Source organism: Ruminococcus sp. 1001136sp1, assembly GCF_039841815.1.
GTDB classification, from domain to species: domain Bacteria; phylum Bacillota; class Clostridia; order Lachnospirales; family Lachnospiraceae; genus Blautia_A; species Blautia_A faecis.
In genome coordinates, this window is sequence record NZ_JBDPGY010000008.1 from 71,511 (window position 1) to 95,596 (window position 24,086).

At 38.6% G+C, this 24,086-nt stretch carries 20 protein-coding genes, 1 pseudogene and 1 other annotated feature; of the genes and pseudogenes, 5 read left to right on the plus strand and 16 right to left on the minus strand.

The window, feature by feature from the left end:
- Window positions 1-3: 3 nt before the first annotated feature.
- Window positions 4-257 (minus strand) — a binding site (T-box leader).
- A gap of 79 nt (window positions 258-336) precedes the next feature.
- From ABHC48_RS08670 to ABHC48_RS08710, 9 genes are all read right to left on the minus strand, one after another.
- Entirely contained in the window at window positions 337-1,659 is a 1,323-nt protein-coding gene (locus ABHC48_RS08670) for a sensor histidine kinase (RefSeq protein WP_195699541.1), read from the minus strand.
- Entirely contained in the window at window positions 1,656-2,366 is a 711-nt protein-coding gene (locus tag ABHC48_RS08675; protein WP_148461047.1) for a LytTR family DNA-binding domain-containing protein, read from the minus strand. Before ABHC48_RS08675 ends, ABHC48_RS08670 begins: the two co-directional genes overlap by 4 nt.
- A 178-nt stretch (window positions 2,367-2,544) precedes the next feature.
- Entirely contained in the window at window positions 2,545-5,559 is a 3,015-nt protein-coding gene (locus tag ABHC48_RS08680) for a glycoside hydrolase family 3 C-terminal domain-containing protein (protein ID WP_195699542.1), read from the minus strand.
- 423 nt (window positions 5,560-5,982) lie between these two features.
- Window positions 5,983-6,540: a hypothetical protein gene (locus tag ABHC48_RS08685; protein ID WP_243284512.1), complete on the minus strand. Its 558-nt coding sequence runs from the start codon at window positions 6,538-6,540 to the stop codon at window positions 5,983-5,985.
- Window positions 6,521-7,717: an AAA family ATPase gene (locus ABHC48_RS08690; protein ID WP_173793433.1), complete on the minus strand. Its 1,197-nt coding sequence runs from the start codon at window positions 7,715-7,717 to the stop codon at window positions 6,521-6,523. The genes ABHC48_RS08685 and ABHC48_RS08690 overlap by 20 nt, the downstream gene beginning before the upstream one ends.
- Before the next feature lie 96 nt (window positions 7,718-7,813).
- A complete protein-coding gene (locus tag ABHC48_RS08695; protein WP_195699544.1) occupies window positions 7,814-9,367 on the minus strand; it encodes a recombinase family protein in 1,554 nt (517 codons plus the stop codon).
- Complete coding sequence (locus tag ABHC48_RS08700; protein WP_195699545.1) at window positions 9,360-11,024, minus strand: recombinase family protein; 1,665 nt, start codon at window positions 11,022-11,024, stop codon at window positions 9,360-9,362. Before ABHC48_RS08700 ends, ABHC48_RS08695 begins: the two co-directional genes overlap by 8 nt.
- Window positions 11,025-12,698, minus strand: coding sequence for a recombinase family protein (locus tag ABHC48_RS08705; RefSeq protein WP_195699546.1), 1,674 nt, complete (start codon window positions 12,696-12,698; stop codon window positions 11,025-11,027). It abuts the gene before it with no gap.
- 129 nt (window positions 12,699-12,827) lie between these two features.
- Window positions 12,828-13,073 (minus strand): DUF6870 family protein, encoded by a 246-nt coding sequence (locus ABHC48_RS08710; protein ID WP_195699547.1) that lies wholly within the window; start codon window positions 13,071-13,073, stop codon window positions 12,828-12,830.
- Between the two features lie 641 nt (window positions 13,074-13,714).
- Here ABHC48_RS08710 and ABHC48_RS08715 point away from each other — a divergent pair.
- The 5 genes and pseudogenes from ABHC48_RS08715 to ABHC48_RS08735 all read left to right on the plus strand — a co-directional run bounded on the left by ABHC48_RS08715 (window position 13,715) and on the right by ABHC48_RS08735 (window position 16,972).
- A complete protein-coding gene (locus ABHC48_RS08715; RefSeq protein WP_195699548.1) occupies window positions 13,715-14,266 on the plus strand; it encodes a helix-turn-helix transcriptional regulator in 552 nt (183 codons plus the stop codon).
- Between the two features lie 636 nt (window positions 14,267-14,902).
- Complete coding sequence (locus tag ABHC48_RS08720) at window positions 14,903-15,274, plus strand: GntR family transcriptional regulator (protein WP_118411082.1); 372 nt, start codon at window positions 14,903-14,905, stop codon at window positions 15,272-15,274.
- Between the two features lie 11 nt (window positions 15,275-15,285).
- On the plus strand, window positions 15,286-16,143 hold the full coding sequence (locus tag ABHC48_RS08725) for an ABC transporter ATP-binding protein (RefSeq protein ID WP_016286642.1): 858 nt from the start codon (window positions 15,286-15,288) through the stop codon (window positions 16,141-16,143).
- Window positions 16,140-16,631 (plus strand): ABC-2 transporter permease, encoded by a 492-nt coding sequence (locus ABHC48_RS08730; protein WP_243284513.1) that lies wholly within the window; start codon window positions 16,140-16,142, stop codon window positions 16,629-16,631. The genes ABHC48_RS08725 and ABHC48_RS08730 overlap by 4 nt, the downstream gene beginning before the upstream one ends.
- A gap of 149 nt (window positions 16,632-16,780) precedes the next feature.
- Window positions 16,781-16,972, plus strand: a pseudogene (locus tag ABHC48_RS08735) (cysteine-rich KTR domain-containing protein).
- A gap of 41 nt (window positions 16,973-17,013) precedes the next feature.
- On the opposite strand, the gene ABHC48_RS08740 reads toward ABHC48_RS08735, so the two are convergent.
- From ABHC48_RS08740 to ABHC48_RS08770, 7 genes are all read right to left on the minus strand, one after another.
- Window positions 17,014-17,754 (minus strand): DUF6040 family protein, encoded by a 741-nt coding sequence (locus ABHC48_RS08740; RefSeq protein WP_243284514.1) that lies wholly within the window; start codon window positions 17,752-17,754, stop codon window positions 17,014-17,016.
- The gene (locus ABHC48_RS08745) at window positions 17,687-18,928 is read right to left on the minus strand and encodes a relaxase/mobilization nuclease domain-containing protein (protein WP_182437125.1); all 1,242 of its coding nucleotides are present in this window, start codon (window positions 18,926-18,928) and stop codon (window positions 17,687-17,689) included. Before ABHC48_RS08745 ends, ABHC48_RS08740 begins: the two co-directional genes overlap by 68 nt.
- On the minus strand, window positions 18,877-19,257 hold the full coding sequence (mobC, locus tag ABHC48_RS08750; protein WP_118775054.1) for a plasmid mobilization relaxosome protein MobC: 381 nt from the start codon (window positions 19,255-19,257) through the stop codon (window positions 18,877-18,879). The genes ABHC48_RS08745 and mobC overlap by 52 nt, the downstream gene beginning before the upstream one ends.
- A 745-nt stretch (window positions 19,258-20,002) precedes the next feature.
- On the minus strand, window positions 20,003-20,455 hold the full coding sequence (locus tag ABHC48_RS08755; RefSeq protein ID WP_173865961.1) for a hypothetical protein: 453 nt from the start codon (window positions 20,453-20,455) through the stop codon (window positions 20,003-20,005).
- Window positions 20,452-21,396 carry a ParM/StbA family protein gene (locus tag ABHC48_RS08760; RefSeq protein ID WP_195699550.1) on the minus strand — a complete coding sequence of 315 codons (945 nt, stop codon included), beginning with the start codon at window positions 21,394-21,396 and terminating at the stop codon, window positions 20,452-20,454. Before ABHC48_RS08760 ends, ABHC48_RS08755 begins: the two co-directional genes overlap by 4 nt.
- Before the next feature lie 199 nt (window positions 21,397-21,595).
- Entirely contained in the window at window positions 21,596-23,425 is a 1,830-nt protein-coding gene (locus ABHC48_RS08765) for a DNA primase family protein (RefSeq protein ID WP_243284515.1), read from the minus strand.
- A gap of 120 nt (window positions 23,426-23,545) precedes the next feature.
- Window positions 23,546-23,899 (minus strand): TnpV protein, encoded by a 354-nt coding sequence (locus ABHC48_RS08770; protein ID WP_243118051.1) that lies wholly within the window; start codon window positions 23,897-23,899, stop codon window positions 23,546-23,548.
- Between the last annotated feature and the right edge of the window lie 187 nt (window positions 23,900-24,086).

Sequence of the window (24,086 nt, forward strand, 5' to 3'; positions counted from 1 at the left end):
GATAACAAAGGCGGAATTTCCGTGGTACCACTTTGCATTATCGTATCTATTACTAAACACGACCACTCACTGCTGTCTGTATAAACAGCTTCTTCTGTAACGTGAAGACTACGTCCCGGCTTACTGAAATTAGTTATTATTTTTTCAGCGGGATGCTCCCAGGTGATACCACAAAATACCTTCTGCCGCCTCTCACCAGTCTGCGGCTCTCTGTGTTCCGGTTATCTTTTGTAATTTGTCCTGTTCAATGCATTTCTCTTTATCTAACTAAAGTTTTACTACTTTTTTTAGAAAATTACAATACATTTTTTGTATATATTATACGATTTTATCAATCTATTTTTGTACATTTTCACTGACCGGTATCAGTATCTTCAGATCAAACCAATTCTCCTTTGTGTCAATGGAAACAGCGCCATCATATTTATTTACCGTATAGCGGATACTTTTCAGCCCATAACCATGAAATTCTTTGTCCCGCTTCGTTGTAATAAACGCTCCGCCCTGATAATTCAGTTCGGTATCATAATAATTTTCAAACCGGAGAAGCAGAAAGTTTTTCTGTTTTGAGACACTGACGTGTATTAATCTTTTTTCTTTATCCGGAATCTTCAATTCACATTCAATGGCATTATCCAATGCATTTCCAAAAATACTGCAGATATCCATAACCTCCATAAAATCCAGCAGGGTTCCATCTGCAACGCAGGTAAAGGTTATGTTATTCTTTGCGCAATAAAGACTCTTGGTAGTCAGCACAGTATCTAGCACTTTATTTCCTGTTTTGTTCTGACTTTCATATTTCTTTATATCTGCTTCCATTTTATCCAGAAATTCTTCTCTTTTCCCAGGATCAGTTTCACTTCTTAACACAGCGATCTGATGCTTCAGATCATGATACTTATAATTGATCAGCTCAATGCTTTCCCTTGACTGCTTGTATTGGGCATACTGATTCTGAAGCACATTCTGCACTGCCTCCAGCTCTTTTCTTACCCGAAGCTCACAGCACTGTATCAAATGTGCATATAAAATTGCAATTCCTGCAACATCTACCATAGTACGGATATTCCCCATTTCAAAAGAATATCTGCCTGTAAATGGCGTGTTCACATTCACATAACTCATATTGCTGACAGCAAATACAGCAATACTGATCAGGAGTCCGGAAAAATATTCCCTTCTGGTGATTTCCATCTGTCCATCCTTTGGCAGATGAACATGGAGAATTTTGTATAATATCACTACAAGCACACCATAGATCAGAAGAATTGCCATTCCCTGCTGCCACCAGGAAATCCATGCTTCTTTCCCTGTATAACACAGGATCTGCCACCCGGCAGAAGCCATAAATTCAGCTGCTACAAAAGCAATCATTCCAAAATATGCCGCATCTGTCAGCCTGATCTCACAGCAGCAAAAAACAAAAGCAACCATCAGAAAAACCGCAAATATCATACAGGGGATCCAAAAAATCAGTCTTACCCCACCGGTAGAAATCAGAAATACGCTCTGTATTCCAAATGCACCTGCCACAAGACAGCCTGTTACAGCCGGTGAAAATCTTTTTTTGAAAGGCAAAATAAAAATCAGACAAGCCATCCACTCTGCAAGTGCCGTATAAAGTCTTGGAATATCGGGCAGATAATATTCTGTCATTTTATCACCTCTCCCCAATATCTGGTCAGGGCTTCCATGAATACCTTTCTTCGTGCACGGCTCAATGTCAGATTTTCTCCCTTCACCAAAGCACATCCATCCTGGATCCTTTCCACATGCTGGAGGTTGATCAGATATCCCTTATTTCCACGGCAGAAATTCATCTCCGCAAGCTTTTCCTCCATCTCCTTCATTTTCCCTGTTGTTTCATAGTTTCCCAGTATGGTATGGAGTATCAGAGTATGTCCCTGACTTTCAATATAATAAATATTTGCAACATTAATCCTGACCATGCCGCCTTTCATATTCACCATGATGATCTTCGTTTCCCGCTTTTTCATCCGGCTGATGGCACGGTTAAGCCGCTGGGAAAATGCGAAATAGGACACCGGCTTCAGTACATAATCCAGCGCATCCACTGCATATCCTCTGATCGCATATTGTGCCATATTGGTAATGAAAATGATCACAACCTCTGTGTCAATTTTGCGGATTTCTTCAGCTGCAGACATTCCGTCCATGAATTTCATTTCCACATCCATCAGAATAATATCGTACTGGGATTTATATTTATTTACAATCTGATCGCCGTCTGAATAGACTGTAATGTCAAACATCTCTTTGTTCTCTTCTTCATATTGATGCAGAAACTGCTGAAGCTGCTTTGCATACATTTCTTCGTCTTCCACAATTGCAATGCTGATCATGCCAGTCCTCCTTTTTCCTGTTATTACGCCTCCTTTCATAATAAATAATTTTCCCTTACTCTGCAAGACAAAAATCACATAAAAAAATCCCCCTTTTTTCTCTGAAACTTTTACAGATTCCTTGCTCTGCTTTTTCCAGATTTAAAAGGGGGACTTATGTCTCCAGATTACTGTTTAATTATTCGTTTACAGCCTGTTTTTTCTTTTTTCTCCAGCGTACAATTACAATTGTATCAACTACAATAAGAATAACTGCAAGAATCACATCAATCATTACAAACAGTTTTGTCATATTGGTCATTCCGGTTGCCGGATTTCCATCTGCATAATATCCACTGTTTGCTACTGTATAAAGGATATTTTTGCAAGCCTGACGCATTGCAAGAACTGCTGTTGCGCTCTCGTCTGTCAGTTTGTTGGACTCTGCACTGTTAAATCCAAGCATCAGATCATTTCCGTTTCTGATACAATGATCAGTGATCATGTAACCATAGGAACCGTCATAATCGGTTTCTACCATTCCAACGAATCCCCATTCTCCACGAAGCACGTTGTTCAAAAGCTCGTTGTTTGCACAGCTTGGTACTGTACCGATCCAGTTGAAGGAGGACATAACTGCCATTGCTTTTCCTTCAAAGCCCTTTGTTGCAAGCTCGAATGCTTTCAGATATCCTTCACGAATTGTCTGCTCGGAAGCAAATGTGAGAAGGAAAGAGCATCTGTTTGTTTCCTGATCATTTAATGCAAAATGCTTCATGTATGGATAAACACCCTTGGTGGCTGCTCCATTCATTTCATTTGCTGCCATGTATCCGGACAACAGACTGTCTTCTGAATAATATTCGAAGTTACGTCCTGCAAATGCTGTACGGTGGATGTTCATAGCCGGGCCGTACCATCCGTAGTTATCAGCATCTACATATTCCTGTCCCATAGAAACGCCGATTTCATTTGCAAGTTCTTTGTTCCAGGTCTGAGCCATAAGAACTTCAGATGGATAAGCAGTTCCAAATGCCTTTGTGATGAAGTTGTTTAATCCGGCAGGTCCGTCACAGTCAGATGTGGCAATTTTACCTACTGATTTGATTTCTGCGGTCTGCCATCCACCAACATTGATCAGAGTAGCCATATCTTCGAAGCTGAGCTGGTCTAACAGCTTATCCCAGTCTGCATCGTCATAATCTTTTCCGGTAAGGTCAGCAAGCTGAAGTCCGTTGTCTGCTCCCATTGCCGGCATTTCATCAGAATCATTGTTATATTTGGTTCCATCGTAAATGCCAAATACATTCTCTTCTACGGCTGCCCTTGTCTCGTCGCTCATTACATAAGCATCCTCTTCCGGCACACCGCATGCTTTGTCATAATTTGCAAAACCGTCCTCACGAGAAAGCTGCTCAAAGTCGCCTCTCGCATAATCCTCAAACTGGTTTGTTGCAACAGTTTTGTCGGAAGAGCGACCATCTTTGCTGTAATCAATATCTTCATCAACGGTGAACTTCTCTTCACTAAGAACTGTATGAGAGTCTGAACGAAGAGAAATTGTGTATTCGCCAGCCTCTAAGATATAACCGCCTCCGGAGATCTTAATACCTTCAGAATCATAGGAAGCCATATCTTCTTTGTTGATGGTAAAGGATTTTGTCTGGGATTCTCCTGGCTCAATAGAATCTGTTTTCTCGAAAGCGATCAGGTTTGCTGCTGCTTTCTCGATTCCACCGTTTGTGTAAGGTGCTGTGTAATAAATTTCCACAACATCTTTTCCTGCAACAGAGCCAGTGTTCTCTACCGTTACATCAAAGGTGACAGTATCTCCGTTATCCTTGAAATTCTCAATCTGTTTGTCAAAGGTTGTGTAGCTGAGTCCATATCCAAATGGATACTGTACCATATCCTCATACTTGATAAGACCCTCTTCAGCTGCTGTTTCATAGAATTTATATCCTACATAGATTCCCTCTGCATAGTTTACAAATCCCATGCTTCCTTCGTAAGCCGGATCATTTGCTGCGATCTGCTCTTTCAGATCTTCTACGTTTGTATAAGCATTCAGGCCCATATTATTGTAGTATGGAGTCTCTGTCAGATTCTTTACAAAGGTATCTACTGTTTTTCCAGATGGGTTTACAGAACCATTGATGATCTCGCCCAGTGCTTCGAAGCCAGTTGCACCTGCTCCAGGAGCAAAGATAACCGCACCGATCTGCTCATATTTGTCAACCCAGTCCAGTTCCATTGCATTATTTGCGTTTACAACTACAATAACATTGTCAAACTGGGAGCATACTGTATCCAGCATATCTTCCTCTGTATTGGAAAGCTCAAGATAGCTTTCTCCCTCGTCGAAGTCATCATAGTCTCCATTGTTTGTGTAACTTCCTTTTACATATCCGTAATTGTCTGGGGAAACAGATACTTCTTCTGCTTTCTTTGCATAGCTTCCATCAATTACAGATTTCATGTCGGTTGGAAGGTCTGCACCCTCTCCGCCGGAACGTCCAATTACAACTACAGCTGTGTCAGAATACTCTTTTGCTTCGTCCATCAGGCTGTCTGTGTAATACTCCTTAGTCGGCTCAGGCAGTGTCCAGTCCTGCTGCGCCATGGCAATTGTAGGACGGTCAGCTCTGTAGTCAGTATACATCTTGGTAAGAGACTCGTTTGTCTCATATCCGGCATCCTTTAAGGACTGCAGGATACCGATTGCTGTGGAGGAATCAGAAGATCCTGATCCTGTTCCGCCAAACAGCGGGTTTGTAGAATCCCAGCCGAATACATTCAGTTTCTTTGTATCTGAGGAAAGAGGTAAAATACCATCGTTTTTCAGTAACACCATTCCTTCTTCAGCAACCTTCTGAATGGTTGCACGGCTCTGGTCTGTAGTCTCTTGTGCAAGTACTACTTTCTTTGCGTTTAAAACACTTGATACGTTGTTGTACATCGGTCCGTAGCAGATTACATTTACAAGCACTGCAACAATTGCAATAAATGCAATGGCAGCCTGCCAGCGGATCACATGACGGAATCCCTTTTTGGCTTTATGAGCCACAACCATTACTACGATCATCACAACAAGTAAAGCAAGGATTGCGATAACGTAGCCGATCAGCTTCTCAATATAGGATGTAAGGTCAGCCTGACTTACACCGAGACTGCTGAAAACCGGGCTCAGTAAATTTACTAAAAATCCTGTCATAATCATTTCCTCCCTTTGTTATTTTCAGGAGTATTCTATCAGATTTCAGCAGATTCTGTTGTATTTTACATAAACGGTTCTTTTTTTACATAAACGGTTCTTTTTTTTACATAAACGGTAGTTTTTATGGCATTCGTTTTATTAATCCATTCGGAAACACTTGGTGTAAAAGTCAATAATCCGACCTGCTTTTTAAAATGTTCAGATTGGGACACTTTAAATTGCTACATCTTGTACATTAATTATCCTATTCTGGCAGGCTACTTTCCAAACAGAGCCGTCCCGAGGATGTCAAGTCATTGCTACAAAAAATATGCGGCTTTTTTACCACGAAAATGGCTTAAAACCGCATATTTCTGTATAGAGGACGTTATATAATTGTCACAAAGTAAGTGGGGAGGATGTTACGTCATTGCTATAATTTTATCCTTCCATTTTCTTCTTATTATCTTCTGATCTCAACAAATCATATATTGTTTTTTCACTTTTTCGCACTTTAGATAATCTCTTATATTCATGAAGACTTTTTTCCAGCACTGATATATCAGAAAAATACTCCTTGACAAACGAAACACTTTTGACGTTTTTCATTTTTAAAATAGATTTACAATATTCACTTGGCGACATACCCTTTTTCTTCTCAAAATCCTGATATTTTCCTTCATTACAAATTATCAACATTTCAATTTCTGGTGCTGTAATTACATTCACAACCTCTACTTTATGCTGATATGCTTTACTTATTTTGAAATTTTCTCTTCTTGAATCAAGTATTCTATATACTGTTATCTTACCTGAAAAATCCTTTTTCAAATATCGCGTTTCAAAATCCTTTCCTTTTCTTGTCTTAAGGATTTCGCCCTCAAGTAAATCATCTCTTGAAAAAATCAGTTTATTTTGATCCAATAATAAATCCAATATTGCAGTTTCAGCTCCTCCTTCACAAATACAGGCAGTATACTTAGTCATTCTCTTCTTCATCCTCCTCTATTTTTACACTAGAAAGGACTTTCTTCAATGCCATATATGCCTCATATACTGGTACAGTACCTTCTAAATATCCGCTTTCATATGCTTCGCTCTTCTTAATATCGTTGCGTTTCAAAATAAGTGAAAGATTTTCAGCATAAATTCCTCCTCGGTTTCTGACAATGTAAATACAATCATTTCTTTCATACTCATCCAATAGCTCTGAATAATGAGTAGAATAAATTAGAGTAGCACCATTTTTATTTACATTTGGATTCATAAAAAATCGAACTAATGTAGTTACAATTTCTTCATTAAAATGATTTTCAAGTTCATCAACAATTAAGTATCCACCTTCCACAAAACAAAGAAGTGCATTCATAAAAACATTTATTCCCTTAATAGTACCTGATGAAAGATATTTTTCTATCTCACTCGGTCTATTGAGTATGATTTCTTCTGACCCATAAAATTTCAAACGAATATCAGCAGATTTTTTTTCTACATTACATTTAAAATACTCAATACTAGGATCTAAAAAAGTTAACAATTCTTTCGGAAATCTTCCAAGAATATTTAACATATTATGATTTGTCCACATTAACATGTCTCTTACCGGAAAATTGGATTGTTTTTCTTTATTTATCGCAATCATCACACTTACATCATTTAACAAAAATTGTTCTTTTTCATTTCTTTCAATTCTTATATTCGAGTCATTAAAATCAAATATATTTTTTTTTGTTTTTACTTTATTAGCATCTTTTTCCCAAAGTCTTTCTTCCGTAATAATTAATTTTTCTTCATTGTCAACCTGGTTTATTTTTTTTGCTATAATTGTTTCAAGCTTATAGATACTATTATCATTATAAAAAAAGCTAATGATTTTAACCTTTTCGCCTTCTGATAAATCATTTAAAATCTCTTTAGATTTAATATTATTCAAAGCTTCATTATTAAGCAAATTTATAACAAAGGAAATTGCTTTCAATATCGTTGTTTTTCCAGAAGCATTCAAACCTATAAATGAAATTGCCTGATTTGTATAAATGCTAGTTTTACTGTTAGAAAAGACATGGAACAGTTTTTCTTTATCATCCTCTGCCACTCTCTGTTTAGTAATAAAATCAATATCTATATCTCCTTTAAAACGTGGCATATTCTGTATAAATATTTTTAACAGTCTCATTTTTTCACCCTCTTATTCTCGGTATATTTGTTATTACATTTAATATTATGCCATAACGCTCAAAAATATTCAATATTAAAAACGTAATGTTCGTTTTTATTTCCATTTCACCTCCACTCTCCCATCATCATACACGTATATTCCCTGCACATATTCTTCCAGCATCTCTCGTGTCAGCTTTTCATAGCCCAAATACTTCAACATCTGTTCCACCGGAACATTCTTTTTCATCAAGATTTCCTTCTCACCATTTATCAGTTCTTCCAGTTCCTGTACACGTTTCTGCAATCGTTCTCTTTCTTCTTCCAACTGCTTCTTGGCTTCCATGAACTGTTTCTGATTCATCTGTTCCTCGTGATACTTCTCATAATTCTGGCGATTCTGAATCTTTATCTGCTCCTGACGTTTTTCACAATCTGCATTTTCCGTCTTATAGGCTTCTATGCTGTCCTCATGCTGTTTTCTCATAGATTGCTGCATTTGTTCCTGACTGATATTCTGACGTAAATATGTCTTTATTTCTGCCAGTACAATATGCTCCAGCATTTTGTTATCAGCTTTCCCGGCAAAACACCCTGTATCGTATTTTCCTTTACTGTACGCACAGCTATAAAGGATATGACCATGAACCGGACTGCTTGAAGTCAGGCTTCTGCGACAATTCCCGCATTTTACATAACCACCTAATAGTGTTGTTTCCCTGTTAAATTTGCTTTTCTTGGTGTATCTGATCTGCAGGGACTGTGCTTTCTCAAAGACGTCTTTTGATACAATCGGCTCATGGTGATTTTCCATCACTTTCCACTGATTTCTCGGCACTGGTACTTCTTTCCCTGTCCCTGGTTCTGGAATCTTTGTCTTTCCATAGACCATACAGCCTATATAAGTCTTATCATCCACAATCTTCCGTATCATATCACTCGTCCACTGCAATCCTCTTGATGCAGCTTTCTTGCTATCTGATTTCTGTCGTCTGCTCATAGACTGCAAGGGAGTCAGTACACCCTCTTCATTGAATAACTTACAAATCTCCATCTTGGAATATCGCTGATTGGTCAGTTCAAATACTCTGCGGATCACTTCCGCTTCGCCCTCTACAATGACCAGTTCTTTCTTATTTTCAGGATTAATTCGATACCCATACGGTGCAGAACCACAGCAATACTCGCCTTTTCCACGTCTGGTGCTGACTGCCGCTTTTACCTTTACGGACTGGTCTTTCACATAAAAGTCTGCTATCAGTCCTTTAAACTGTACTTCGATGTCTGAACTCTTTCCTTTATAATCTTTAGAATCATATCGGTCTGAGATAGAAATGAATCGTACTCCCAGGAATGGAAAAATCTGTTCCAGATAAGTTCCCATCTCAATATAGTTTCTGACAAAACGTGAAAAATCTTTTACCACAATGCACTGCACCTTATTCTCTCTGGCAAGTTCCAGAACCTGTTTTATTGCCGGACGCTCCATACTCGAGCCAGAATATCCATCGTCGTAGAACTCCTGAAATGGCATAGAAGCCAGTTCCGGGACATTGGAAATATAATCTTTTACCAGTTTTCTCTGATTGATAATGCTGTTACTTTCTCCCTCTGAATCATCTTCCATGGAAAGGCGATAATATCCGATAATCAGTTTCTGATCACTCATGTTCTACCGCCTCCTTAAACCCGAAATTGATTTCCAGTCTGCCATCACCATATAAATACATGCTTTCAATCAAGCCTTCCGCAAGTTCCGCATTGATTCTGGTTGTCCCATCCAGTTCCAACAGACTTCGTAAAAATCTGGCTTCTTCTTTCTGCTGTTTTTCCAGCTTTCGTATGGTCTGCTCCAGAAACTTCTTTCTCTCTTCACAGAACGCTTTCCAGTTATTACGGTCATCTTTCATTTCTATATAGGCTTCTTTGGAAAGTCTGCCCTCTTTATATTGCATAAATGCCTGTGCCAGTTTTTCTGAACGTCTTTCCATATCTATATCCAGTTTTCTGATTTCTGTCTGAATCTCTTTGATTTTGGAAAGAAATACTGCACTGCTTATAGCAGACATATCCTTTTTCCGTAAACCGGATAACTGAAACTGTCTGGTCAGCTCCGAACGGACAATTTTCTGCAACTTATCTTCAGAAATAGATTTCTGCCTACATTTTCTTTCATCTCGATACCAGGCAGCATTGCAAAAGTAATACACATTGCCTCTATATCTACGTGTACACATTTTCCGCTTACAATCACCACAATAGAATACATTGTAAAATGCTCTTTCATCATCTTCCCATCCTACCGTAGTTTTTGTAGTTTTTGTTGCTTTCTGTTGTGCTGCTTTCAACCTGACCTGCGCTTTGTCAAACAGTTCTCTGCTGATAATCGGCTCATGGGCATTTGGTGTAATAATCCACTGGCTCTCGTCCAATATATCACACCATTTTTCGCCTCTTTGAAATCTGGATTCGTATTTTCTCTGAACCAGATCACCATAATAATTATTTCGGTTCAACACCGCACGTATCGAAGAATTTCCCCACTGATGAAGATTTTCTCCGTCCTGACAGTACACATGATGATACTGGTTATAGTCTGAAATACGATGTACTCCATCCTCAAACAGCCTGTCAATAATGCTCTGTATCCCATCTCCTGAAACATATTCTTCAAAAATCCTGCGGACAATCTTTGCAGCTTCCGGTTGCACAATCAACTTATAAATTCCATTTATCTTTTCCACACAATATCCATATGGAGCTATAGATCCCACATACTCACCATTTTTCTGTGCAATACGTTTCGCTGCCCGTTCTTTTGCGGAAATGTCTTTCGCATAAGCATCATTCACCAGATTCTTGATATTCATGGATAATTCCTGATTCTTAGCATTTGGTGCAAAGGAATCATAGCTGTCACATACAGAAATAAACCGCACTTTCATAAATGGAAGTATCTTTTCCTGATAATTTCCAGTTTCAATATAATTTCTTCCAAATCGTGAGAAATCCTTTACCAGAATACAATTTATTTTACCTGCCCTGACATCATTCATCATCCGTTCAAATCCCGGTCTGTCAAAATTTGTTCCAGTTTTTCCCAGATCAGAATAAATATCATATACAACTATCTCATATTCTCTGTCTGAATTTTCATTGTGCTTCTGAATAAATTCTTTTATCAACGTAACCTGTGTTTCAATAGACTCTGACTTTTTTTCGTCACTGTCTACGGATAATCTGGCATAAATTGCAGCCATACATACCGGAATCCCGAGAACTTTCTTCTCTGTGTTTTTCTTATATCTTTTTGCTGTCCTTGCCATTTATCCCACCTCTTTCCTGCACTCTGTCCGGTGTTCCGCATAAAACCGTCTTATGACTTTCATCTTCTCAATCATATCCTGATAGCGGATGTGAATTATAATTTGCTTGTTTTCATAAATATAGATTTTATCTACGGTCAGTGCCAGCAATGTACGATCCAATTCTTTGATTTCCAGTGATTTCTTCCAATCCTCCAACTGAACGGCTGCAGACACTCCACCCTCAAACATTTGCTTTACCAGCTTTTTCTGATTCTCAATCATCTGCTCCAGTTCTTCACATTTTCTTCCATAACTTTCCCGAAAATCATCGAACTCCGCTTTGCTGATCAGTCCCTCTTTCAAGTCATCACCCAAAGATGCTTTCAGACTGTAATAACGGTTATATTCTTCCTGCAACTTACTAATCTGTGTATCATAACCGATTATCTGATCGTAGCTGACTTGCATCTCACAAAGTTCTTCCATAATCATCTGATAGTCTACAAAAAGTGCCGTATATGCCTGAATCTCTTTCAACACAATTCTTTTCAGCACCTCTTCCGGAATACTGTGTCTGGTACAATCTCCACCTTTATTCTTTGTCTGGCAGATATAAAAAGCTTTTTTCTTCCCCTTATACTGATTTACCCTGCGTATCATCGGGGTCTTGCAATCTCCACAAAACACAAATCCTGAAAAAAAGTTTGCACTGTCTGATGTTTTCGATGCTCTGCCATCATATTGGAGTAACTTCTGCACCACATCAAAATCATTTTGCCTGATAATTGCCGGATGCGTATTTTCTACTTTCACCCACTCTGATTCTGGCTTATCCAGGCGTTGCTTTACTTTATAGCTGATTCGTTCCTGCTTGCCCTGTACCATGTTCCCAATGTAAACCTCGTTGGTCAGAATCCTTTTAATCTGCACTGCCGACCATTTCGGTGTGTCTGAGCTGTGAAATCCGGAATTGTAATTCTCGCCATTTGCCTTTTTATATTCTTTTGGAGACTGTACATGACGTACATTCAGTTTTTCTGCGATTGCTCCAAGACTGAATCCATCAATTTTCCATGAAAATATTTTTCTTATAATATCCGCTGCGTAAGAATCAATCACCAGACAATTCTTATTCTCCGGATCTTTACAGTAACCATATGGGGCAAATGCTCCAATAAACTCACCTTTTTCACGTTTGATTTTCTGGTGGCTTCGCACTTTACCGGAAATGTCCCGGCAATAGCTTTCGTTTACAAAATTTTTGATTGGAACTACAAATGACTTCTCTGAAAAATCTGCTGTTTTACTGTCAAACTGGTCTGTAACTGAAATAAAACGCACATTTAAAGCCGGGTAGGTCTTTTCGATCCATCGCCCGGCTTCTATATATTCTCTTCCGAATCTGGATAAGTCTTTTACAATCACGCAGTTTACTTTTCCAGCTTCTATATCAGTTGTCATTCGTTTGAACTCAGGTCTGTCAAAATTTCCTCCTGAGTATCCGTCATCCACATATATATCAAAAATCTGAATATCCGGCTGACTTTTTACAAAGCTCCGAAGTAACTCTCTCTGATTTGCAATGCTGTTGCTCTCTGACTTTGTACCTCCCTCTTCCATATCATCTTTCGATAACCGAAGATACAATGCAGCATCGTATATATCTGGCATATTCATTTGCATCTGTTCCATTTTACATCGCTCCCAACTTACTTATTCCATTGAATTTGAAGTCAGAAACCATGTATCACGTTCATTTTCCCTGACCTCACATTAACATAACATCTGTGGCTTCGCAAGATATTTTTCAAAAACTTGCATCTAATACATCAACTCCGTTCTTTTTCTCAGATAATCACTAATGGCATCTGTGGCATCCATTTCTCCTGTCATTTCCACAATCACCACATACCCTTCATTCATGTGAGCATACGGTTGATCGCCGGATTTATCCAGAAAAGTTTCTACTTTCTCAGAAATAGCTTTATCCATATCAGGAATTAAATCTTCAATGTCTTTTAACTGCTCCAGATCCACACTGGAATCTATTACTGACTGATTCACCATAATGCTCACCTCTTTTCCAACATATTCTTTGTATAAGTCGTCCTATACCTACAATTTTCTCAAATGCATCACCTTACCTTTCCCATTTTGTTCTCAGAGTTTATTTATTGTTATGGCATTGCATATTCTGTTCGGCGTGTTGGCTTCCATTCGTATAATCTGCTGTCAGCGTTACTTCTAACCTCTATCAGAATATTTCTGAATGCTGGCAGCTTCTTTGCAAACTTACCAGCCGTTTCCGGAGTATCTTCGACGCTCGCCTATAAAATATTTACAGGGTTATGGCATCTGTGGAATCAGATTATATAGCTCATGCAATTTTCAAGGTACAACAGAGATTTTTTGAATGTTCCTTCACTATTACAGCTAAGGAGCGCTGAAATGTTGTTTGTTTTCAAAAATCCTTTTACTAATAAAGCCCGGCAGAGGGATTTTACCAACCTCATTTTGCAATTATTTACAAAAAGTTTTTATCTCCGCCAAGACATTCGCTTTCATGCGAACCTTTATTGTACTGTCATTTTAATTCGCTTTCATGCGAATGTCAAGTGTTTTGTTCGCTTCAATGCGAATCTTTCTGTTTACATTCCTTGTTTTTGGTAGTAAAATGGATTTATCAAAAAGAAAGTTGGAAATTCGATATGACAATCGGTGATAAAATAAAAAAAATCCGGACATTCCGGAATATGACACAGGCAGAACTTGGTGCTGCCCTCGGCTGGGGCGATAAAGGTGCAAACCGCCTTGCCCAATATGAAACGAATTACCGGGTTCCCCGCAAAGATCTGGTAACTGAAATGGCTAAGATTCTGGATGTAAATCCACTGGCACTGCACGAACCTACTACTATGGATGCTTCGGAACTTATGGAAATTCTGTTCTGGATTGATGAATTTAACCCGGCAGCGATCAACCTCTTCCAGTTAGAAACCTATCCAATCGAAAAGTGCAATTCTAATGAGGATACCGCTGTCCGTTATCACGATTCTGATAGCTGGCCTGCTCATCCACCTGTTGGTATATGGTTCAACTATGGGGTTCTGAATGATTTTATGAAAGAATGGATTATCAGAAAAGAAGAATTGAAATCTGGTACAATTACCAGAGATGAATATTTTGAATGGAAAATCAACTGGCCACAGACCTGTGATGGTTGTGGAAAATATGAACCTAAGAAAAAATGGCGAATATAGCAAATACAATGCTCCCCAAAACTGGAAAATATTCCAATAATGGGGAGTTACTATTCTTTTTTAATCTAATGCTCTTCTGCTATATGTATTTTTCATCACTCAACAACTTTATAGCCAGCATTTGTAATTACACAAATCGCTTCGCCTTTTCTTTCAATATATTTTTCTTTCAAACAGGCATTAAGCACCTCTTCCCAAACAGCATATTCCCGTCTATCTGGATACTCTTTAACAACTACTTCACTGCCAATCTGAATATATGGTAACCGCTTAATTTTTAGATACGATAGAAAAAATCCCCGACTACTTTTCAGTAGCCGGAGCATCTTGACAATTCACATATGATCAATTTGATTCGTTTGCACGACGTTCGATTTCAGCTTTGACGATTTCGTTCCATGGAGCCAGAAGTTCTAATTCATCATCGCTCATCCTATCATTATCGTGCTGATTTGCACAAAGAAATGACCTTATTATGCCGGTTGACAGGTTGGATTACGCTGATTTTTTGAAAACTTTATATTGTATATTTTAATGAATTGTAGGATTACTTTATTGACATTTCTGACACTATCATATACACTGTACATATCGTACAAGTACGCATATATCAGAAGGTGGTGAGAGGAAGTTAGAATGGAAATTATCATAAGTAATAGTAGTGATAAGCCTATTTATGAACAAATTTCTATGCAGATCAAGAGTTTAATCATGGATGGTACCCTATCTGCCGGAGAAGCCCTGCCTTCCATGCGTGCACTGGCAAAAGACCTGCATATAAGTGTTATTACTGTTCAACGAGCTTACGAAGATTTAACTCGAGATGGGTTTATCGAAACCGTATCGGGAAAAGGTAGTTTTGTTGCATCACCAAATAAAGAATTTATTCAAGAAGAACAACTACGAATAGCGGAAGAACTTTTAGAAAAGGTTGCTATAATCGGTCGTACCCATGGTATCAGCTATGAGCAAATGGCTAATATTCTAAAACTATTTTTTGAAGAATGAGAGGTGGAATTATGGAACAGAACAGTATTGTTGTAAAAAATGTGACTAAAAAATTTGATGATTTTATGTTAGATCATATTTCATTTACAGTTCCTACAGGACGTATTGTGGGTTTCATAGGAGAAAATGGTGCTGGAAAAAGTACAACTATCAATTTAATTTTAGACCAGTTGAAGTTGGATGCGGGTGAAATAAGAATATTGGGTAAACAAAATCATTCTTATTTGCATAAAGAAAACATTGGTGTTGTTTTTGACGAATGTAAATTCCATTCCGTCTTAAATGCAAAAGATATTGCCCAAATCCTTTCGGGATCTTATAAAACATGGGATATGAATTTGTTTGAAGAATATATGAAACGCCTTGATGTTCCATTAAATAAATCAATAGGGCAACTTTCAAAAGGTATGAAGATGAAATTGTCAATTATTTGTGCACTATCGCATAGACCCCAGATTTTGATTTTAGACGAAGCAACAACAGGGTTAGATCCTGTTGTACGAGATGAAATTTTGGACATTTTTTTAGAATTTATTCAAGATGAAGAACACTCTATTTTGTTCTCTACACATATAACCTCTGACATACAAAAGGTTGCTGACTATGTAATTCTGATTCATAATGGAAAAATTATTTTTGAGGAAAAGAAAGATGACCTCATTTATAATTATGGAATTATACGCTGTAAAAAATCAGAATTTAATACTGTTTCACCAGATGACTATGTATGTTGTCGAGAAACAAATCTTAGCGTGGAATGCTTAATACATGACAAAGTAGCTGCAAAAAAAAGATACCAAAATCTAATTATTGATAATGCTTCTATTGAGGACATTATGCTGTTCTATATCAAAGGAGGTGTCAAATGAAAGGATTGGTTTTTAAGGATTTATTGCTTATGAAGAAAATGAATAAAAAAGTCATTTTTGTAATGTATTTTTTTGTAATAGCAATTTCATTCTTCGGAGAGAATGAAGTTTACTCAATTATGTCATCGGCTTTTTTTTCACTTTTTATCGGTATGCACTTAATGATGACCATGACCTATGATGGATTGACTTCATGGAAACAATATGAATTAACCTTGCCGCTGAGTAAGTACCAAATCATTTTCAGTAAGTATTTGACTAGCTTGCTTCTTGTTCCGATTAGTATAATGGGTACAGTTATCATTTATATCATTCGTTATGTGGTTTATCATAATTTTACGCTTAGCCAGTTTGGTTTTTCTATCGCCATTGCAATAGCATTACCTGTTTTATGGTGTTCTATATGTTTAGCAATAGCACAGTGGTTTGGCTATATGAGTGTTCAGTATGTGAGAATGATTTCACACTTCTCGTTATCTTTTTCGTAAGTAAAATATCAAAAGATATGAAATACGTTACTCAAAATTTGGTTAAAAATTCTATGTTGATTGCTATTTTTGTTTTGGGTATAGTAGTTGCATCGTATTTTGTTAGTGTTATAGGATATTCAAGGAAAAAATAAAAAGTAGAGGCTCAAATAAAAGTAAGTGTCGAGTGGGTGCATTTCCCTGTCTACGGAAATAAAACACGCGACAAAATCTGAGAAAATGAGCCGGTGACAAATTTTCCACTCTTTTGTCCGAAGTGCAAAAGCGAATGCCTAATCGACATTGAACAATTCCATATAACTGCTATTAAAACGCCAGACGCACAGCCGCAGAGCCGATAATACACAGTTCTTGAACTGTGGTTATCGGCTTTTGTATTTTCCTAATCATAGTGATTATCAGCATACAGGCTTTTTTCTTCAAACTTCTTCCGAAAATACATTTTAAGCAGCATGATTCCCACATTGATAAATCCAAATGTCAAAATCAAATTCACTGGCAGATATTCTCTGATTACATCTCCAAGTACTGCAATCCCCGAAAGACTTCCCAGCAAAAACATCTGTGAAATTTCATCCCACATTTTTTTGTATCTTTTTATTACTTTCACGATTGTTACCATAACGATTGCCAATATAAAAAGCACAGCTACAATCGCCAGAATCCTATTAATCCATGCTTCTCCGCCTGTATATGCTATTTTCTGGTTGAATCCGTTATCATAGGTTGGATGTACCAACCATTCACAAAATCGAACATACCACATGAATGGAGTCCTGAAAAAATCTATAAAGTCATTCTGAAAAGCACCATTCTGTACGATTGCAAACAGGATTACTGTAACGTATCCCATTCCCCAGAAATATTCTATATCCCTCATTTTTTCAGTTCTTGCCTTTACTTTTTTTTTTGCTTTGCGGATTTCCAACTCTGCACTTTTCTTTTCGTTACGGGCTTTGGCTTCTGCCTGTTCCATCTTTTTCTCTGCTTCTTTCTGTTTCTTCTGTGCTTCATCTACTGCTTCAACAGATGATTTATTCACCTGTATCTGAAGTTTAGAGTTCTGGTCCCGAACGTCTCTTATTTCTTCTTCGAGCTGCTCTTGCTCGCTCCTGCTCTTCAAACCATTCCTGTTCCTCAGATCGTCGTTGCTCTGCTGAAGCGATTGATTCAGCTTCTGCGTTTCGGACAGTTCTGTTGTTAGACGCTGAATTTCTACGGTTGATTTCCGAACTTCTTCTCGCAATCTCTGCCTGTCGGATAAGATCGTCTGTTTCTCTTCTTCCAGTGTCTGTATCTGCTTTTTCTGTGTTCGCATGAACTCTTTCGCTTTCTCGAAACTCTGTACGAGAATATCCCTCTCCACTTTGAGCTTGATTGGTGATTCCTCTGGTGTCTGCAATGGCTGCGTCAAGCTCTCTGTAATAGTTTCTGAGTTCTTCGTCTGATCTGCTGTCTCTGTTGGCTGAATCTCTGGCTTTTTGCCTATTTCTATCAAATTCATTCTCCAATCCCTCCTTGCTGATGTCCAGATGGAATGTTTTTGACAAATTGCTGTCTCGCACTTTCTTCCCATCCTGGTTCTGAAAAGTGATGTGCTTCCGTTTCTCTGTCCAGTTTACGTTCCATCCAAACTGTTTCATTTTTTCTATAAACTTTTCTTTGCTGATACAATTTTCCAGTGCCTTTAATACCGCCATTGCACAGTCTGCTACAAAACTGTCCTTTACCTGCTGGCGGAACAGGTTATATTTATCTTTACTCCATACAATGACTTCCCCTTTTTCAATCTGGCTTCCATCAAAGTGCTTTCCTTTCTCGGCAACTGTCAGTCCACGTTCTCGGCACATCTGATTGGTAAGCTGTTTCATACGTTCCAGATCCTTTTTGGTGTTATGCAGTTTTCTTCCATCTTCATAACTCACTGAATTAGTAACCAGATGGCAGTGGATATGATCTTTATCCTTATGCACAGCCATTAAGGTCTGGAATCCACTGAACCAATTTTCTGCAAACTCTTTTCCAAATTCTAATGCCTGCTCCAGAGTAATCTGCTCGTCCTTATGCCAGGAAATAATGTTGTGAGCGTACATTCTCCCAGAATCTTTATCCCACATCTTCTTTTCTTCTAAAAAGGTTCTATACACCAGATCATAGTTGATCTCATCATGGCAGTACGGACCTGTTACATAAGTAAGCAGTTCACTTGTCTTGTCCTGTCGCAAAACATATTCGATACAATTTCTCATTGCTCCATGTGTATTTGTCCGCTTATTAATCGTCTTATTAATAGCCATATCTTTTCACTCTCCTTCCTGTATTTGAGAATATTTTTGTTGAGATAATACAGAATATCTTCCCTTGGCATAAAACCATCCGTATTCATTTTTCTTGCAATCTGATTCAAATTCGTAGCTGCACCACGAAGCTGACTAAGTATCTCAGAAAGAATCTTATTCAGCGTTTTCAGTTCTTCCACTTCCTCTGCAGAAGCAATTTTTAAACCTGCTATTGCATGAATTACAACCGCCTGCTGAGTCTGTCCAGACTCCTTTACTTTATTTTGGAGCAGATCATACTCTGCTTTATTCATTCGTATCGTTACTGTATAATTTCGTTTTCGCATAAATCTTTGTCTCCTTTCTCCACTCTATCTTTTTTATAAATCATTCATAACCTTTCCGGCTGGTAGATTAGCAGGGGATAACAGGTGCAGGACAGCGTCCTAGTCAATCAGTAAGTGTTCCGTAGGAATGTCCGGTGGACATTTCGCAGGATTACTTACGCCATTGACGTGCCAGGGTTCCAAGGGGCAGAGCCCTCTGGCAAGTTTAGGAACAGCCCAAAGGCTGGCTCCGGTGCAGAGTGGCTTGCCACTTTGCGAAACTTGCCTGTCATCTCCCCACCACTGAACCGACACCCACCGAGCCATATTTTCCACCCTACGTTATCAGCTCAAAATGGAGATGACGGTGGTTTTGTGGTGCAGGGACAGACTTTGGAAGAAATAGAAAAGCTCCCATTTCGATAGATTTTCTCTTTCTGAAACTGGCTGTTCATGCATCACTCCGATGCGAAGTATCGGACAATCATGTGCCGTATCCGGCACTCTATTCTTTTCTTCGCCTTGCTTGTTCAATTCACCCATTTGCCAACGCTTTTCTGTTGTATTTTCCTGTTATTTCTGTCTTTCTTTTTCTGGATCTCTTTCCATTTCTGCTAAAAGACATAAAAATAGCAGTCATAAACATTTCTCCAATTCATAATGTCTGAAATGCCATCACTGCCATTGTCTTTTTCTGCTATTCTGTTTTTGTAAAGCTATTCCTTACTGTCAGTCTGTTTTCCTGTTACTGCTATTTCATAACCATCTAAAAACTGTCTGCAAAATCCAGTGCTGCATCCATATCAGCTTCTTTCTCCCAGTCCAGATTATCTTCTGCGATCTCTTCATCCGTTTTCTCCATTGTTAGTGTTCTGTCCGGCAGATTAATTTCTCCTACCGATTCTTTTACAAACGGTACAAGCATTTCCATCAGATTCTTCGCTATAGCCATCGGGACGGATTCTTTTACTCCATCCCGGATAGCTGTTTCCACTCTTTCCAAAAACGCATCTTCCTTTTCTCTGGTTTCCAGATACGGATCTGCTTCATTCCTGTACTCTCTGGAAAAATAATCGTTTAAAGCAACTACAACTGCTCTGGTGTACGATTTATATTTTTCCCTGTCCATCGTCTGCAAATATTCCCATGCCTGCCTGTCCTGTTCATCACAAAGATTCAGACGGATATTTGTATTGATGATTTTCCGTTCTTTTCTCATACAAGCATCCCTCCGTTTCTCTGAATCTTCCTTACAGTCATTGCTTCATAGCCTTTCGCTGTGGCACAGATGTCCCGTACAATCGTCACCCGGCTCTTGTCATATTCCCCGAAGTTCTGGATCATACAACCGCCACCGCCGACCACATACAGACGCATCAGTTCAGGATTGTATTCCCGTTCTCTCAGCTTATGGAAGATTTCTTTCGTATAATCTCCGGCAGCTTTACGAATGACTGTCAGATATTTCTCACCAATATCTGCTGTCCCGGTACGGATCACCTGCTCAATCACCAGATCGTCTACCACCGTTCCCAGTTCTTTCAGCAAGGATTCTCTTACAGCAAGCACACACTGATGCGTTCCATATTTCTCTGTAAAGCATTTCTTCTCTAATGGACGGGAATTGTTGATATACATGATGTTCATAGTCCCGTTTCCAATATCCACAAGCATGTTGATTCCTTTGAAGTCCTGTAAGCGGTAAAAGGCTGCTGCAAATCCCTGCGGGTAAATATCAGCTCCTGCAAACTCCACATGATAGTCTTTGTTACGGAATGTAAAATCTACACATTCATTCTGGAGAAGATATTTCTGAAAGTCTTCTTTCTGTGTAGCTACCCAGGTAAGGGGAAGTCCGGCTGCGATATGTACCGTTGCCCGATTCATACCTTTTCCATCCAGTTCCCTTGCGATAGCTGCCAGTGTCAGCACATAATAGTCCTCATCCTGCGTTTTCTCTGCACAGAACTCCTTGTGTTCCTCTCCGATCTGGTAATACATGCCATTGTAAACAAGAAGATTATTCTGAAAGATTGGCTCCTTGTCATATCTGGCTACACCGGATGGAAAGCATCTGGTGGCTGTTTTCATGTTTCCATAACCATGATCAATCCCGATTACCATAACTGTTTCATTATTGTTGTTTTTCATCATTCTCATAATCATACCTCATTCTTTCTTAATTTTTATTTTTTTACTTTTTCCCAAATTCGGGAAAAACTTATATTTGTATCAGCTAAAATAATGTTGATACATGAAAAAGGGCACTCAGTGTAAAAAAAGCAAAATTTTATGTACTCTGGCAGCTACCTTTGTTATTTCTCCTGCTCCGGTAACATTTCTTTTTGCTTATTTTGCCCTAAATGCCCTTAATTCCCTGATTCATATTTAATTGTAACTGTTTATAATCTGTATCTGTTTCTTCAAAAGGTATTCTTTCTTCTGGATCTACAGGACAAAAATCTTCTTCCTTAACTGCAATATCCTGATAATAGAACTCACCATTATACTGCTTTAGAAGGAATCCCTTATCTGTCATATTTTTGAAGAAATTGGATTTACCATGCCCCTGTCTGCCATTCTCTTTGCAGAATTCCTCATACATATGGAACACTTCGCTGCGTTTCAGACGTTTTCCTTTGGCACGCACCAATGACTCATCAATAAAAGCACAGATACTGTCAGATGACCGCTGTACCTCCCTTACACATTCTTTGCTGTGTTCGCTCTCCGTAAACTTTCCCTGTTCATACAGTTCTTTCAGTGCAATCATCGCCATATGAATCGCATAATCGGATTCTGCCTGTACCTTTTCCTTTAAGTGCAGATCTTTTTCACCACTTTTTACTACCCTGTTCATATCGAGAATCAGTAGTCTACGATAAAAAGCATCTGACTTGTCCTCAAGATTCTGCGGCATTTCATTGGTAGAAAAAAGCAACTTTGCATAAGAGTGAAAATGAATAGCATCCTGTCCCTTTTTCTCGTAGATCAGCGTATCTTCACCAACAGCTTTCTTTAATACATCTGTGTTTTCCATTGCCTTACATGGAATATCCGCACAGGCATTTAACAGCTTTCCGTACATTCCAGTCGCATAGAATCGTTTATTCAAATCCTGTAAAGAAATGCTGGACATATTGGTGATTCCAACTACATGCTGGATCAGCGATACTGCCACAGACTTTCCGGTTCCACCATTTCCTTTCAGTGTAAGGAATTTCTGAAACTGCGTATCCTGTGTCATGCAGTATCCAAAATACTCCCAGAATGTCTGCTGTTCTTCTTTGTTAGGAAGAGACGATGCAAGATACTTTTTGATATTTTCTCCACCATGCAACACCTGCTCCCTGTCCTCCGGATAATAGGGAAATGGTATCTGATTGATTGTCAGATAATCTGGATTGTGTTCCAGCATTTCACCCGTAACCGGATCATAATATCCATTTTTGAAATTGATCCACCGTACAGACTGTTTATTTAGTTCATATGCCTCTCGGTGAACTTTCGGCTGTGTAATCAACAGATTATAAATCCTTTTAATTACGCCACTCTGTATCTGATCTCGATAGATTAGCTTCTGGATACGGTATTTCATTCTCACCCCATTATGATCTTCCCAATAGGTACCATGTTCATAATAATAAGGTGTGATTCCTACCACAAAAAACTGAACATTCTCCACTAGATAATCTACAATCTCCATATCCCGGACGCCTTTCACATTCCCTTTTGCATCAAATAAATGAAAACGGCTCAGTTCCGGTTGTTCTTTCGGTTCTCGTTCAAACCGAAGAATATACTGTTCCAGTAGTTTCTCAACTTCTTTCTGATTATCCAATTTGCCAAGATACTCTTTCTCTTTGAACAACTGCCAGCCTGCTTTTCCGTCGAGACCAGCGTCTTTGAAAAATGTCTGTAACTTATCATTCATCCACTTCACCGTACAGGCAGTCACATAATGATAGGCACTCTGACAGCTTCCTGTAAACTGAATAGCTCTCATTTCTTCTATAAAGGAATCTGCACTGAAATAATATCCGTCATCTTCCTGCACCAGACAAAGTGCCTGATAACCTGACATCACAATATTCAGTGCGATATCCTGATTGTCCACCAGAAAGATATAGGTCTGTGCTGTCCCTTCTGGATTGGTATCCATATAATGCTTCAAAAACTTCTTGTTCAAACTTATCACTTCCTTTCAGGCAAAGAAAAAGACGCAAGCCATATTTTATGACTCACGCCTTACTTCACTCACAATATTCTATTTTTATCAGTTACCTGCCAGATTGATTACTGGCTATCCTTATACATAAATCAATTCTTTCAGGATAATCTCTTCTGCAATCGCTCTGTGCTGATTGGCAGCTCTTACCCATGCTATCTGATCTTTCTCCTTATCCGGCAGTGGTTCTTTTTCTTCCAACTGTTTCAGAATCACTTCTTCCCGTTCCCTGGCTGCCTTGTCCACTTCCAGAAGATGCTCTCCAATGGTATCCTGTAAAAGCATCACCTGATACGTTGAATTTCGATGGTTCTTCAGATAATCTCTGCGTAAGAATCCATATTTGCCAAGCTGCACCATCTGCTCACCAGATTTATAGGTGAGGTTCGGAATCAGGTATCCATTTACATTTGTATAAGTCAGTTTCATATTCATAAGACCTCTCTTTCGTTTAAACTTTTATCTGTAACAGAACCAGATGTTCATGTTACGTCATTGCTACAAATCTTTCTTTCCATATTATTTTGAATCCAACCCGGGCAGATTTTCTTCAAAATCATGGCGGAAGTGCTTCGTTTCTGTGTTGGGAAAATGAACGGAAACACTTGATTTTACTGACTTT

What these genes read in the sequence shown, in the direction of transcription:
- ABHC48_RS08670 (WP_195699541.1), bottom strand. Translation starts at nt 1,659, where the DNA reads ATGACAGAATATTATCTGCCCGATATTCCAAGACTTTATACGGCACTT.
- ABHC48_RS08675 (WP_148461047.1), bottom strand. Translation starts at nt 2,366, where the DNA reads ATGATCAGCATTGCAATTGTGGAAGACGAAGAAATGTATGCAAAGCAG.
- ABHC48_RS08680 (WP_195699542.1), bottom strand. Translation starts at nt 5,559, where the DNA reads ATGACAGGATTTTTAGTAAATTTACTGAGCCCGGTTTTCAGCAGTCTC.
- ABHC48_RS08685 (WP_243284512.1), bottom strand. Translation starts at nt 6,540, where the DNA reads ATGAAGAAGAGAATGACTAAGTATACTGCCTGTATTTGTGAAGGAGGA.
- ABHC48_RS08690 (WP_173793433.1), bottom strand. Translation starts at nt 7,717, where the DNA reads ATGAGACTGTTAAAAATATTTATACAGAATATGCCACGTTTTAAAGGA.
- ABHC48_RS08695 (WP_195699544.1), bottom strand. Translation starts at nt 9,367, where the DNA reads ATGAGTGATCAGAAACTGATTATCGGATATTATCGCCTTTCCATGGAA.
- ABHC48_RS08700 (WP_195699545.1), bottom strand. Translation starts at nt 11,024, where the DNA reads ATGGCAAGGACAGCAAAAAGATATAAGAAAAACACAGAGAAGAAAGTT.
- ABHC48_RS08705 (WP_195699546.1), bottom strand. Translation starts at nt 12,698, where the DNA reads ATGGAACAGATGCAAATGAATATGCCAGATATATACGATGCTGCATTG.
- ABHC48_RS08710 (WP_195699547.1), bottom strand. Translation starts at nt 13,073, where the DNA reads ATGGTGAATCAGTCAGTAATAGATTCCAGTGTGGATCTGGAGCAGTTA.
- ABHC48_RS08715 (WP_195699548.1), top strand. Translation starts at nt 13,715, where the DNA reads ATGACAATCGGTGATAAAATAAAAAAAATCCGGACATTCCGGAATATG.
- ABHC48_RS08720 (WP_118411082.1), top strand. Translation starts at nt 14,903, where the DNA reads ATGGAAATTATCATAAGTAATAGTAGTGATAAGCCTATTTATGAACAA.
- ABHC48_RS08725 (WP_016286642.1), top strand. Translation starts at nt 15,286, where the DNA reads ATGGAACAGAACAGTATTGTTGTAAAAAATGTGACTAAAAAATTTGAT.
- ABHC48_RS08730 (WP_243284513.1), top strand. Translation starts at nt 16,140, where the DNA reads ATGAAAGGATTGGTTTTTAAGGATTTATTGCTTATGAAGAAAATGAAT.
- ABHC48_RS08745 (WP_182437125.1), bottom strand. Translation starts at nt 18,928, where the DNA reads ATGGCTATTAATAAGACGATTAATAAGCGGACAAATACACATGGAGCA.
- mobC (WP_118775054.1), bottom strand. Translation starts at nt 19,257, where the DNA reads ATGCGAAAACGAAATTATACAGTAACGATACGAATGAATAAAGCAGAG.
- ABHC48_RS08755 (WP_173865961.1), bottom strand. Translation starts at nt 20,455, where the DNA reads ATGAGAAAAGAACGGAAAATCATCAATACAAATATCCGTCTGAATCTT.
- ABHC48_RS08760 (WP_195699550.1), bottom strand. Translation starts at nt 21,396, where the DNA reads ATGAGAATGATGAAAAACAACAATAATGAAACAGTTATGGTAATCGGG.
- ABHC48_RS08770 (WP_243118051.1), bottom strand. Translation starts at nt 23,899, where the DNA reads ATGAATATGAAACTGACTTATACAAATGTAAATGGATACCTGATTCCG.